Source organism: Noviherbaspirillum saxi, from assembly GCF_003591035.1.
GTDB lineage: Bacteria > Pseudomonadota > Gammaproteobacteria > Burkholderiales > Burkholderiaceae_D > Noviherbaspirillum > Noviherbaspirillum saxi.
On sequence record NZ_QYUO01000001.1, the window covers coordinates 2,955,159 to 2,967,882 of the forward strand.

At 59.3% G+C, this 12,724-nt stretch carries 11 protein-coding genes; 3 read left to right on the plus strand and 8 right to left on the minus strand.

What is annotated here, in order from left to right:
* Positions 1–5: 5 nt before the first annotated feature.
* From D3871_RS13925 to D3871_RS13960, 8 genes are all read right to left on the minus strand, one after another.
* Positions 6–1,010 (minus strand): sulfate ABC transporter substrate-binding protein, encoded by a 1,005-nt coding sequence (locus D3871_RS13925; protein ID WP_119769439.1) that lies wholly within the window; start codon positions 1,008–1,010, stop codon positions 6–8.
* A 353-nt stretch (positions 1,011–1,363) separates the two neighbouring features.
* Positions 1,364–2,530 (minus strand): AraC family transcriptional regulator, encoded by a 1,167-nt coding sequence (locus tag D3871_RS13930; RefSeq protein WP_119770073.1) that lies wholly within the window; start codon positions 2,528–2,530, stop codon positions 1,364–1,366.
* An 88-nt stretch (positions 2,531–2,618) separates the two neighbouring features.
* Positions 2,619–3,146 carry a DUF2059 domain-containing protein gene (locus tag D3871_RS13935; RefSeq protein ID WP_119769440.1) on the minus strand — a complete coding sequence of 176 codons (528 nt, stop codon included), beginning with the start codon at positions 3,144–3,146 and terminating at the stop codon, positions 2,619–2,621.
* A 23-nt stretch (positions 3,147–3,169) separates the two neighbouring features.
* The gene (locus D3871_RS13940) at positions 3,170–4,783 is read right to left on the minus strand and encodes an OmpP1/FadL family transporter (protein ID WP_119769441.1); all 1,614 of its coding nucleotides are present in this window, start codon (positions 4,781–4,783) and stop codon (positions 3,170–3,172) included.
* Positions 4,784–4,808: 25 nt separating this feature from the next.
* Entirely contained in the window at positions 4,809–5,807 is a 999-nt protein-coding gene (locus D3871_RS13945; protein WP_199724773.1) for a transporter, read from the minus strand.
* A 26-nt stretch (positions 5,808–5,833) separates the two neighbouring features.
* Positions 5,834–6,598: a C39 family peptidase gene (locus D3871_RS13950; protein ID WP_119770075.1), complete on the minus strand. Its 765-nt coding sequence runs from the start codon at positions 6,596–6,598 to the stop codon at positions 5,834–5,836.
* A gap of 518 nt (positions 6,599–7,116) precedes the next feature.
* Positions 7,117–8,193, minus strand: coding sequence for a helix-turn-helix transcriptional regulator (locus D3871_RS13955; protein ID WP_119769442.1), 1,077 nt, complete (start codon positions 8,191–8,193; stop codon positions 7,117–7,119).
* Positions 8,135–9,904, minus strand: coding sequence for a winged helix-turn-helix domain-containing protein (locus D3871_RS13960; RefSeq protein WP_119769443.1), 1,770 nt, complete (start codon positions 9,902–9,904; stop codon positions 8,135–8,137). The genes D3871_RS13955 and D3871_RS13960 overlap by 59 nt, the downstream gene beginning before the upstream one ends.
* A gap of 532 nt (positions 9,905–10,436) precedes the next feature.
* Between D3871_RS13960 and D3871_RS13970 the strand changes: the two genes are divergently transcribed.
* The 3 genes from D3871_RS13970 (at position 10,437) to D3871_RS13980 (ending at position 12,724) form a co-directional block, all read left to right on the plus strand.
* A complete protein-coding gene (locus D3871_RS13970; protein ID WP_119769445.1) occupies positions 10,437–10,937 on the plus strand; it encodes a DUF6160 family protein in 501 nt (166 codons plus the stop codon).
* 102 nt (positions 10,938–11,039) lie between these two features.
* Positions 11,040–11,825 carry a hypothetical protein gene (locus D3871_RS13975; RefSeq protein WP_119769446.1) on the plus strand — a complete coding sequence of 262 codons (786 nt, stop codon included), beginning with the start codon at positions 11,040–11,042 and terminating at the stop codon, positions 11,823–11,825.
* Positions 11,826–11,890: 65 nt separating this feature from the next.
* Positions 11,891–12,724 (plus strand): hypothetical protein, encoded by an 834-nt coding sequence (locus D3871_RS13980; protein ID WP_119769447.1) that lies wholly within the window; start codon positions 11,891–11,893, stop codon positions 12,722–12,724.

Sequence of the window (12,724 nt, forward strand, 5' to 3'; positions counted from 1 at the left end):
GCCGCTTACTTCTTGCCCGGCTGGTAGATCTGGTCGAACGATCCGCCGTCGGCGAAGTGCGCCTTTTGCGCCTGGCTCCAGCCGCCGAATGCTTCATCTATCGTGAACAGTTTTACCTTTGGGAATTGGGCTGCATATTTTTTCGCCACTTTGTCGGAGATCGGCCGATAGTAATTTTGCGCGGCGATTTCCTGGCCTTCATCGGTGTACAGATATTGCAGATAGGCTTCGGCTAGCTTGCGTGTGCCTTTCTTGTCGACGACCTTGTCGACCACTGCAACCGGCGGCTCTGCGAGGATGCTGACGGGCGGCGCAACCACTTCAAACTTGTCCGGACCGAGTTCCTTGATCGCCAGGATGGCTTCGTTTTCCCATGCAATCAATACGTCGCCGATACCGCGTTCGACGAAGGTGGTGGTCGAACCGCGCGCACCGGAATCAAGTACCGGCACATTCTTGAAGATCTTAGTGACGAAGTCTTTCGCCGCTGCCTCCGAGCCGCCCGGCTGTTTCAGCGCAAAGCCCCAGGCAGCGAGATAGTTCCAGCGCGCGCCACCGGACGTCTTGGGATTGGGCGTGATCACCGATACACCCGGCTTGGCGAGGTCATTCCAGTCCTTGATGCCTTTCGGATTGCCCTTGCGCACCAGGAACACGATGGTCGAGGTATAAGGCGAGCTGTTGTGCGGCAAGCGCTTTTGCCAGTCCTTGGCCAACAGGCCGCGCTCGGCGATTTCATCGATGTCATAGGCCAGCGCCAGCGTCACCACGTCGGCGCTCAAACCATCGATCACCGAGCGCGCCTGTTTGCCGGATCCGCCGTGCGACTGCTTGACGCTCAGGTTGTCGCCTGTCTTGGCCTTCCATTGCTTGGCGAATTCCTTGTTGACATCCTGATACAGCTCGCGGGTCGGGTCATAGGAAACGTTGAGCAGGCTCACGTCGGCGGCCCATGCTGCGGGTGCGACGAGCGCGAGTGCGAATGCGGATTGAATAAGTTTCTTTAACATGGTGCTCATCTCCCTGATGAAGTCTTGACGAAGTGTCATTCGGATGGCATCAGGTTAAAGAAACGCCTATCGAAAAAGAACGAATTGTTTTGCGGGTTCTTATTCGGTTTGCGCATATCGGGTCGTATGCGGCTATTTGCAGTTGATTCAACCACCTACCTTCCCACGTCATTCCCCCGAAAGGGGGAACCCATAAGCCAGTGGGACAAGGCAGCTACCTGAATAACCATCGCCGAAGTGCCGGCTCAGCATGGATACCCGATTTCTCGGGTATGACGGGGCGAGTGAGGCGGCGTGGTGTATCCACCATGACCGCATTCGCATTTCCCGAGGATGGCCTGGAAAAGGCTTCATCAACAATTCGGCTTGAACCGCATAAACCCCTCTCCTCCCGATTGCACAGGCCGCGCAAACACACCGAGTTCTCCGGTCCCCACCTCCGGCTTGTCGGAAAGAATCACTTCCAGCGATAACGGTCCCTGCTGCAACTGGCTGGGCGACTGCCCAAACCAGCGCTTGCATGCGCGGCAAAAGGCACTGGGCTCGGAAAAGCCCAATTGAAAGCTCAATTTCTTGAGCGACATTTCTCCCTTGCTCAGATGCTGCTGCGCCATTGCGCGCCGCGTATCGTCCACCAGGCGCGTAAAGTTGGTGCCTTCTTCGGCCAGCCGCCGCTGCAAGGTGCGCTCGCTCATCAGCAAGCGGCGCGCCGCTTCTTCGCGCAAGGGTTCGCCGCTGGGCAGCATCTCGGCGAGTATGCGCTGCACCCTGGCGGTAAAGCTGGCGCCGGCATGCTGCGACTGTTCGAGCTTTGCCAGCATGCGTACCGTCCAGTTGCGTTGCGATTGTGCGAGATCGGAGAGCATGCGCAGTGCCCAGTCGGCTGCCATCGGGTTGTCGGTGCGAATTTCCACGTCGAGGTCCGCATCCTTGAACTCCATCGTATTGGCAGGCGCATGAAAGCGTACCGCGCATCCGAAGGCATTGGCATAGGCATGTGCTGCGTCCGGCTCCGGAAACGTGTAGGTCACCAGTACCGGCTTTACATCATCGCGCACCGCGGCGCTGCGCAACGTGCGCAAGACGATGCACCAGATGAAATCGTAGTGCTGTTGCGGCACGCGGCGCTGGCCGCCCGGCAGATCGAGCGTGATGCGGATGCGGTCGCCGATGCGCTCCAGCGTGCTGTGCACGGTGGGCGATACCAGCGGCGTGTAGCGCACCAGGTTTTCAATCGCGGTGCGCAGATCCGGCGAGGCGCGCATGATGTGCCCCATCATGCCGGAACGGTCCAGCGCTTGCGGCGAGGCGACTTTCAGGCCGAGCAAGGGATCGCCGCTTGCCTGCGTGACCCGGTCCCATAACTGGCTGAGCTTGTCCGATAGGGTGAGCGCGTCATCCGCCATGCACTCGCCTTCTTCCAGGCCCGCCTGCCGGAACAGGGTATCGATGTCCAGGCCGCTGCTGCCGAGGCGTGCGCGAATGCCGCGCACCAGGTCGATCGCTGACGAGTAAGTCATGCTGTTCTCCTTGTTGAAGATGCAGTGATTCCATCGGCGCACAGCATGGTCCATGCGCCGCATATTGATCGAACATGAATCCGGGGATTCAAGGCATGGCGGCGGTACGCAGACGCAGACCTATGCGCTGGCGCAAGTCCTGCAGCTTGGGGTCGATCACGGGGCGGGTATCGGCAGCCAGCTTCTCGCCAAGCGTCTTTTGCATCTCGGGCATCATGGCTTCGAATTTCTGTCGGACGGGCGACTCCAGGATCGCAACGATCTGGGTCAGTTCTTCTTCGCTGAAGCGTTCTGCAAGCAGCGGCGCGACGGTGCTGGGCACCAGTTTCTTCGTACTGCCCAAGACGACGGGTGAAGTCTCGTCAATGAATTTTTTCGCATCGGTCGTGATGTCGCGCATGGCCGCTTCCTGCCGCTCCGGCGCCACGCGCCCTTGCAATACCACGCGCGCCTGCGCGACTGCTTCGTTCACCGGTTCCTGCAGCATCAGTTGACCGACTGACTCGATCTGCCACAGTTGCAGCACCTTTTGCACCAGTTCCTGCTTGGCCGGCGAGGCTGCCTGCACGTGCAGCGCGGCGGTCATCATGGCAATCGCGAATACGGGTTTGATCATGTTTGTCTCCTGTGTGGTTACGCTTAGAAGCGCTTGGTATAGGTTGCGCCGAGGTAGCGGACGCGGATGCCGCCGGTGACATCGAGTCCGGCGTAGGGGTTGTAGATGATGTTAAAAAAATTATTGCAGTTGAGGTTGCAGCTACCGTTGGCCGGCACGCGATAGTCGCCTTTCATGTAGCTGGCGCCCACGCTCACGTCGGTGTCCTTGTCGAATTGGTAGTTGAAGCCGACGCTGTAGATCTTGGTATCGGGTAAGGGTGCGACCAGGTCGAGCTTGTCTGCCGGCACCGAACTCTTGCGCGGCTCATAACCGAAACGTAGCTTGAGCTTGGGCGTCGCCTGCACCTGCATCCCGTATCCGAAATGCAGCACGCTCTTGTAGCCGCGCGGGATTGTCAGTTGCGTCGAATCGGGAATGCCGAACATGCGCGCCACTTCCAGCAGCTTGACGCTCTGGTCGAACTTGAAGGTCAGTGCATCCCAGGTACCCCAATCGGTGTAGTTGGCATCGACATTGAATTGTAGCTTCGGCGTCGGCTTCACCTTGATGCCGACCTGCACATGAGTCGGAAACGGAATGATCGCGGTCAGGTTGCCGCTCTGGACTTCGGGAATGGTTTGCGGCATGCCGAGCACCGCACCGACGATGGGACCATACAGGCTGGCATTCAAGCCTTCCACAAAGCGCTTGACCATGGGATCGGTGGTGAAGGTATAGCGTCCGCTATAGCGTGTCTTCGATCCGCCCTGGTAGACCACGCCAAAACCGAACCAGTCATTCGGTTCCCACAGCACGCCGAGGTTGATGGTGGGATCGACCGGTGCGGTCATGCTGATATTCAGGTTGGCGGCCCGTTTGAATGGACTGAGTTTGCCTTCCGAACCGCCGCCGCATAAACCGATGCCGAACGAATCGAGGATGTTGCCGCCATCGTCAGGACACCATCCCTGCTGCGTCTTGCCGACGATGCCGAGAAAGATGTTCGGCATGCGCATGTCGGTATTGAACACGAAGGCGGAATGCGAGATCGGTACCGATGCGCCGACGCGCAAGGTATCGGACACCTTGTAGCCGACCGCCGGCGACAGATAGGTCAGGCGCTGCAACTGCACCAGCTTGCCGTCGAAGCGGCCCGGGTCGGCCGGATTGGTGCTGCGATCGATACTCATCGCCTGCGACACATAGGCTGCGGTGCCGAAAGTGAACGGCGAATCCGGCTTGTTGTACGCCACACCCAGTCCCGGCACCACGGCGGCAGGCATGCGCCAGCCGCGCATGCCGACCACTGGCAGGTAAAGCTTTTGCCGTACCGGCCCGGTACTGGTGCCGTCGAGCGGATCCTGGGTCCAGCCGCCGACGTTGAAACCGTCGGGTGCATCGAAAGAATTATGGTTGCGTATCGATGCGCCCCATACCGTATGGCTATGCACCTCGCCGGTCAGGCGCGCCAGGCCGGCCGGATTGAAGTGGATCGATTCTATGCCCGGCGGATCGGCGGTCACCGCATTGCCCAGCGACATGGCCGTCGGACTGGTCGCCAGGTTTTCGGTGAGCGCCGCATAGGCGGGCATGCACGCGCTCGCACTGCACGCAGCCGCCAGCACCAGCGTGCGTCGAAGACTTCGCTGTCTCATCAATGCTCGCATGATGTCCTCGGCTTTAGAAGGACAGTGGCATGGTCAGGCCAAGCGAGAAGTTGGGAGAGTCGTCGGTCAGGCCGATACCGGCGGTGATATTGATCGTGGTCTTCGGCGACACGCGATAGCCGAGGCCGAGGTTGAGCACGCCAGCGGTCTGGGTGCGGGTCTTGACCGTGCGGCCATCGGCGAAGCGCAATTTGGAACGCATGGAAATCGATTCCTGTATCGATACCGAGGTCGATATGCCGTACGACAGCGCATAGGCGAAACCCAGGCCGAAACCGATGCTCGCGCCTGGATCGACGCGCGTGAGTATCTGTGCGCCGCGCACCTGCGACAAGCCCTTGGCCGCCAAGCTGTAGGACAGATTGATCGAACCGAACAGCGCGACCGGATCGACAATATTGTTGACGTTCATCCCGGCGCTGAACGTGGTCACGCCGGCCCCGGTCGCCAATCCCTCATTCGCATCGACTTTGAACGGGCTGCGACCGGTCGGCAGTTTGACGCCGCCGGTGAAGGTGGTGGACAGCTGGCCGCGGCGCGCTTCCCATGGCTGCCAGCGTATGCCGAGATTCAGATCGCCCAGTGAATGCGATGTGCCGGTGAATGCAGGGTTATCCGAATACTTGCTGACCAGCGGCAGGCTCACGCTCCCGGTCAGGTTATCAAGCAAGCCGTAATCGACCGACAGTGTATTCGTGATCGCATGCGAGCTATCGTTTTCGATATTGAACAGCGTCAGCTGGCCCGACGAGATATCGGCATTGATGCGTTCCTGGCCAATGTAGCTGTAGCTGAAGTCATACGTCGTTTGCACGACGCCGCGCTTGATCAGCGAATACTGCTTGTCCACTGCGTTCAACGTTTGCTTGAGCAGTGTGGTCTGGTCGGTATCGCCTTCCTGCTTCTTGAGCGCGTCGCGCGCGGCCGCGGTCCCGCTTTGCTGTGCCAGCACCGGAAGCGACGGCAATACGAGAGCGGTGGCAACGAGAATGCATAGTGTTTGAATGTTCATCTGAATTCCTTTTATTTGAATGCTTATCAGTGGCGGCGCGAATAGACGCCGCCAAATCCGGAGTTGATGGCACGCTGCAACAAGTACGCATTGCCCAGCGGCTGAAGATTGGCCTGGTCCCGGATGCGGTCCGTGTCGAACACGCCGAGTTCCTGGTCGGCCAACGCAAGTTGTCCCTGCGGCGGCCGGTCTTTGGGTGGATAGAGGACAAACAAGGTGTTGCGATCCCACAGCGTCGCGAACTCATGCAGAGAGAACACGATATTGCCGGCCGAGGGATCGGCAACATAAACAAGTCCGTCGCGGATGCCGCGCAGGACGACAAAGTGTTTGAAGCCCGCATAATCGATCGGGACGATGGCCGGATGATCCAGCGTGATCAAGTCCTTGATCTCTGCACGGAAGCCGGCGCTTTCGATTCCCAGCGAGGCGACATAGCGCTTCATGTCGAGCAGCGAAAAGCCGCGACGCTCGATGATCTTTTGCTTTTCGCCGCGCTCCAGCATGCCTTCCATTGCCTGCTGTTCGCCGACGCTTAAGCCCAGGTAATACTTGAGTATCGTGACCAGCGCGGCCGAGCCGCAGCTGTAGTCATAAGCCTGGCGCACGACATGGCGATACTTGAGTTCGGAATGCGGTTCTATGCCCACCGCGTGTGTGACCGGCATCGCGCCGATGATGGCTTGCGGCAGTTCTATCTGTCCCTGCGGACGGTCCGCGGGTTCGAACCTGGATGTGACGCCGGCGCCCGACATCAAGGCCGCGAGCGTGCCAAGCACTAATACGAACATGCTGAGTTCCCCTTCATGCTGTCTCTTCGAATGGATGCGCACGGCCTGCAACATGCTGCGATGTGTCTCGCAGTCAGTGACGAATATGCAATGCGGCGCGGACTTAACTTTACGAGCGGGAGAAGGATGGGAACTCATCCGATCGGATGAGGGGCGATTGCGCAGTGTCAATCAAGGCGCAATCAGGGGGGCGATGAAAATGTAGATGAAACAGATAAAGCCGGCTGCGTTTGACTCCCTCTTCCGCAGGCTGGCTCTGCTATGCACAGATCTTTGCAATACATCGGATTGCTTGCATGCGGGTGCCGACAGCTGATTTGGTAATGTCTTTTCCCCGTCATCCTCGCGAAGGCGGGGACCCATAAGCCGGATGATCAAGCAAACTCACTTTGGGTCCCCGCTTTCGCGAGGATGACGGGGGAAGTATGCAGCATGACCAACCATCACCAATGCCCGCCTGCGAACGCATGTTGCAAAGATATGTGCATAGCATAGCCCGCAGGCGGGAGAAGGAAGGTTTAGATAATCCCAAGCTTGCGCGCAAGCGAGATGGCTTCAGTACGATTATGTGCACCAAGCTTGAGATTGATATTACGTAGATGCGTCTTGACGGTGGTGACCGAGATGAATAATTTTTCGGCGATGGCTTGATTTCCGCAGCCTTGCGCCAGCAAGCTCAGCACGTCGTGTTCGCGCGTAGTCAGATCGCTCTCGCCATTTAGCGCCGGCGCCGATGGCTGTGTGGCCGGCATGTCGTGCATGTGTTGTGACCGTACCGGCGTCGCAGCAACCAACAGTTCAGCAAACATACGCAAGCCTTCATTGTCATGGCTTGCCAGATCCTTCATCCCGTCCAGCATGTCGCGCACCAAGCCCAGCAACAAGGGCCCTTCATCCTTGAACGGCCTGACAAACCCCTCAACCAGCGCATCGGCCAGCGTTTCGCGGATAGTACGCAGCGCGGGATTACGTTGACCCGCCTGCGACAGGGCCAGCGCATACAAGACCTTGACGCGCAATGCATATCGCATGCGACCACGTGCATAGGCATCCTGCAAATGTTCCTTGAGCGGCGCCAGCGTCGCGGCAGCCTGCCCGCCATGCAACTGCAGCCGCATATGACCGAGGAATTGGGTCTCCATGTCGTTCGACACCATTTGCAGATCGCGCCGCTGCCATGCGGGCGTGGGACTGATCAATGCCAGCATGCTGCGCGCCGCATCGAGTTCGCCATCGAGCAGCATGGCCCTTGCCTGTTCCAGGCGCGACATGTCGGCAATGCGTGTAAGCCGGCGCTGCATACCGAGCTGCTCGAGTTCCAGCAAGATCTGCAATGCTGCGGTCGGCTTGCCCTGCGCGCGCAGGATGCGTGCATATACGATGTGACTGGATGCAAGCTGGTCAGGGATGCCGGCGTCCTTGACCAGCGGCAGGTACAAGGTCAGCAGGCGCTGCGCCTCGTCGAGCGCATCGGATTCATACAGGACTTCCGCCAGATACACGCTGGCGAAACCGGTATCCGCGCCATAGCGTGGATTAGGCAATTCGGATGCCGCGCCGATCAGCGCGCAGGCGCGGCCCTGTGCTGCGCACACGTACCGGCGGGCTATCGCTGATCAAGGCGCGCAGACGCGCATTGGCCGAGCGCAGCTGCCCCTGCAGCAAATCCAGCAAGGCATGAATGTAGCCGGCGACCCCGACGCTGAACAACGGACCGACGGCATCATGTTCATGCATTGCCTGGTCGAGCAGGCGGCGTGCATCGTGGTAGCGGCCGACAGTCGCAAAATAATAGGCGCAACCTATCATCAGCATGCTGCGCAACAAAGGCTCGCTGGCGGCCGTGCCGAGGATGTGCGGGTCTTCCCACATCGGCGCGGTTTGCTCGATGCGGTCCAGCATCACCAGGCTGAAGGTCTTGAGCACCAGATAGGTCGAATGCGACATCGGCGGCGCGACCGAACCATCGTTGAAGGACTCCAGCAAGGCCAGCGCTTCGCCGCTGCGATTGATATGAATCAGCGACCAGGTATAGACCGACAACAGCTTGGGGTAGGCGGCCAGACTGGCGCGGTCGAGGATATCGCACCAGCGTGCCAGCAAGCGCACCCGCCCTTGCAGGAACAAGGGCTCGGCATATTCGCACAGCAGTTGCAGTACCAGACCATGATCTTTCGAAGCGATCGCATGATCGATGGCCGGTGTCGGGCGCTCCTGCTGTGCATGCCAGAGCGCGGCTCGCCGGTGCAAGGCCTTGATCTCGCTTGGATACTGGCGCTCCAGCTGGGCGCGCAGGAAGCCGGCGAACAGCGGATGATAGCTGAACCAGCTGCGCTGCTCGTCGACCGCTGCCATGAACATGTTGGACCGTTCTATCTCCTGCAGCATCTGATGGCTGTCACTGCGGCCGGTGACCGCGTTGCAGCTGTCGGCGCAAAACTTTTGCATGACGCTGGTCTTCAGAATGAAGTCTTGCAGGTGACGCGGCCGGCGCGACAACACGGCTTCCGCGAGATAGGAAGCGACCACGGTATGCGACCCGGAAAACGTGCGGATGAACTGCTTGGGGTCGGCATGGTTTTCCAGTGCCAGCGACGACAGCCACAAGGCCGCGGCCCAGCCATCGGTAATGTCATGCAGCCGCTGCACGTCTTCGCCGTCGAGCTGGAGCTTGCGCTTGTCGCACAGGAAGTGCCTGGTCTCTTCCGCACTGAAGCGAAGCTGCGCCGCATCGATTTCCAGCAGCTGGCAACGTGCGCGCAATTGTCCAATGCCAAGCGCGGGTTGTTCGCGCGAGCCGATCAGGACTTGCTGGCGCGGCCCGAGCATATCGATCAATTGCTGAACGATGGCCAGCGCTGCGGGATTCTGCAGATGCTCGAACTCGTCGAAGATCAGCATGAAGGGACCGTCGATCGACGCCAGAGCTTCCGACAATTCGAAGGTGTCTTCGGCGGACAGTCCAGGCAATCCATCGGCGCCTGGCGCACGGCCAATGCGGGCAATTGCCTGGGCCAGGCAAGTCATGAAGCGGTCGAGGTCATTGTCGCCTGCGTCTATCGTCATCCAGCTGACCGCGCAGCCATCGGTCCGCGCGATATCGACCATATGCCGCAACAGGCTGCTGGTGCCGAACCCGGCGGGTGCATGCACCAGCACCAGTTTTGCTTCATGCGCGGCGCGTATGCGCGCGATCAGGCGCTCGCGCGGAAGAAAGGGTGCGCCCATTGCAGGAGGACGCAGCTTGGATGGCGGCGGGCGCACTACGGTGACCGGTTCCTGCACTTGATATGGAATCGCCGCCATTCAAAACCTCATGGATGGGGAGGCAAGGACGCCGGCACGACGCGGGCATGTCCATGGTCTCCGTGAATCGATGTTGCGAATCGAAGGTTCTTAGCCGCGCGGCTAATGGTTTATATGTGACGCCGCGGAAATAGGAGATTACCGAAAATTGTCATGGAAACAATAGAGAAGAAACTCTAATTTCACCTGTCGCGATGCAGCATGCAGCACTTTGCAGAATGAAAACGCTGCTTTCATTGAACAGAGGAAATGTCGCGTTTGCGCAATTCGATACATGGCTTTTGCAGCCAAGGCTTTGGCTTGTCAGGTCAGCGCCATGGCCTGCGTAAGAGGAAGAGCGCGTCTTACCATGAAGGCTCTTAGTATTGCTGAAATATTAAGAGACGCGGAAGACGGTGCGACGCTAACGGCCGGGATCATGGCCGACACAACGCAAAAAAATGTTTTCACAAGAAACAGGCAACCGGCATTCGCGGCATGTGAACAACGATCCTATTGAATTACTTCGCCAACTCATTTTTGGAGACTTTTCATGAAACTGCAACTGATCACCAAATCCGCTATCGCTACTGCTCTGTCCGTATTCGCCATCGCCGCTTCCGCGATGACGCCGATCCAGGACGAAGGCTTGAGCCAGGTTGCCGGCCAGGACGGCGTGTCGATCGGTGCCGACCTCAACGTCAACATCGGTTCCTTCGTCTACACCAACCGTACTGAAAACGCATCGGTCAGCTTCAACAACATCCGCGCTCGTGGCTTGATCGCGGCCGCGATCGATGTCGTCAACCAGACTACCTTCGCAACCGAATTCGTTGCGCCGAACAGCATCACTGCACCGGCCAGCTTCTATGGTGGCGGCGATGTGGTCAAGATCTCCCTGCCTGCAACCATCGGCGTCGATCCGACCAAGCTGTTGAGCGTATCGGTTGAATCGATCCGCATGGGCAATTCCGCCGCTGGTACTTCGTTCGGTTCGTTCGCAATGAACAACATCGACCTGCGCGGCACCAGCGCCTACATCTGGGCACACTAATCCTGCATGGCTGGAACTTAATGCGGATGGCATTCCCCGGTCAATTCCAAGGGGCCGGGGAATGCGTGCAAGTCTCTTATCTCCTTTTCCACGGATGACATCATGAGCGTGATCCGCCCAGGCCTTCTCTCATTCGGCTTGTGTACTGCCTTGTTATGTGCCGGTATGGCACAGGCACAACTCAAGCCGCTGTCCGAAAATGAATTGTCGGCCGCACGCGGCCAGGGCATGCTGATCTTGAACAACAGCAGCTACGGCGGCTTCGATTTCAGCCGGATAGCGCTTGGCGCCGATGTCAGCCTCAATGCCAATTTCAGGGACATCCGTCTCGGCGAATACAGTTATGCGCCGCGCAATGCGGGCGGCGCCGACATCGATATGCGCCTGCTGCAGTTCGGCCGCAGCGATGCCGGCGATGCGGCACGGCTGGTGCAGATTACCAATCCCTACCTTGAATTCGTTTATCGCAATGCCGGCGACGCGGCCACGCGCGAAGTGGTCGGCATGCGTTTTGGCTTCGACAGTATTGCAGGCGATGTCGGCTTGAATATCGCCACGCTCAGCGGCTCGATGCGCGTCGATGGCGGTGCAGCCGGTGTGCTCGATTCGCGCAGTGATCCCGGCGGCGGCAAGCGCTGGGATGGCGCATGCGTTGCGCCCTGCCTGTCCTTGTCCCAGCTTGGCGGCGTGCGTGCCGGCAATGCGAGCGGTCCTAGTCGTGATTTTTGGATTTCGGTATTGAAGACCGGCGTGCAGTTTCAGGCGCCGACCGCGACCATGCCGATTCCCGATCTGGCACAGGCCGGATTCTGGATGAACTGGCGCGACAAATTGACGGCGATTGCCACCAATGGCGTCGCACCGCCCAACCTGCCGCCGGCACGATGATCATGACGAACTTATTGTTACGACACCGGATATGCACTGCCACCCTGCTGCTGGGAGGTGCGTGCATGAACACCGCATATGCATTACAGCCTTTGAGCGACAACATGCTGTCGTCGGTGCAGGGGCGCGACGGATTAAGTTTTGACCTCGCCAACTTTGCGATGGCTGGCGATGCACGTATCACCTACTACGCGCCTTCGCCATCGACCGCGAGTGCTTATATCGGCAACCTGCATGCATCACGGTCCGACGATACGGGCAATGCATTTGGCGATCCTTACCGGCTTGAAGTCAGACGCGGCGCGAACGGGCTGGCCGATGTGGTGCATCTGACCCGGCCCTTGAATGCCAATGGTTTACAGCGCTGGCAATATGCATTCGACTGGGGCGTGGATGCCGACGGCATCGCCTTCAACGGCGGCAGCGTGGTATTGAAAGATACTCAATTCTTTGGCGGCGGCATGCAATGGAGCACGCCGCGTTCCGGCGACGGCATCGCCTTCGGGAGTGCTTTACGTATGGATGTCGGCAACCTGCTGGTGCGTCCGCGCGGACGCGGCAATATTTCCGTGGCCGATCCTTTAGGTGCGACCGAACAGTTGCATCTGCGCGGCATACACATCGGCGCGACCGATGGCACGGGTGCGGTCTTGAATACGCCGTGGCGCATCGCGGATGTCGCGAGTCAGCCCGGCATTCTGAATGCCGTCACCGATGCCGGCGGCAATGCGCGCCTCCATTTCGGCATCGACTGGCCGGATGCGAACGGCGCCGCGCTCGGCACGCTGCGCATCGACAACCTGTCTTTCCGCAGCGATGTCAGCGGTAACCTTGACCTGGGTGCAAGCCGCATTGGCGCCATGCAAATCCAGTACCTTGACGTGAAGCTGAGGCCCTGA

Excerpts from the sequence above, each read along its gene's own strand:
- D3871_RS13925 (WP_119769439.1), bottom strand. The coding sequence starts at position 1,010 with ATGTTAAAGAAACTTATTCAATCCGCATTCGCACTCGCGCTCGTCGCA.
- D3871_RS13930 (WP_119770073.1), bottom strand. The coding sequence starts at position 2,530 with ATGACTTACTCGTCAGCGATCGACCTGGTGCGCGGCATTCGCGCACGC.
- D3871_RS13935 (WP_119769440.1), bottom strand. The coding sequence starts at position 3,146 with ATGATCAAACCCGTATTCGCGATTGCCATGATGACCGCCGCGCTGCAC.
- D3871_RS13940 (WP_119769441.1), bottom strand. The coding sequence starts at position 4,783 with ATGAGACAGCGAAGTCTTCGACGCACGCTGGTGCTGGCGGCTGCGTGC.
- D3871_RS13945 (WP_199724773.1), bottom strand. The coding sequence starts at position 5,807 with ATGAACATTCAAACACTATGCATTCTCGTTGCCACCGCTCTCGTATTG.
- D3871_RS13950 (WP_119770075.1), bottom strand. The coding sequence starts at position 6,598 with ATGTTCGTATTAGTGCTTGGCACGCTCGCGGCCTTGATGTCGGGCGCC.
- D3871_RS13960 (WP_119769443.1), bottom strand. The coding sequence starts at position 9,904 with ATGGCGGCGATTCCATATCAAGTGCAGGAACCGGTCACCGTAGTGCGC.
- D3871_RS13970 (WP_119769445.1), top strand. The coding sequence starts at position 10,437 with ATGAAACTGCAACTGATCACCAAATCCGCTATCGCTACTGCTCTGTCC.
- D3871_RS13975 (WP_119769446.1), top strand. The coding sequence starts at position 11,040 with ATGAGCGTGATCCGCCCAGGCCTTCTCTCATTCGGCTTGTGTACTGCC.
- D3871_RS13980 (WP_119769447.1), top strand. The coding sequence starts at position 11,891 with ATGAACACCGCATATGCATTACAGCCTTTGAGCGACAACATGCTGTCG.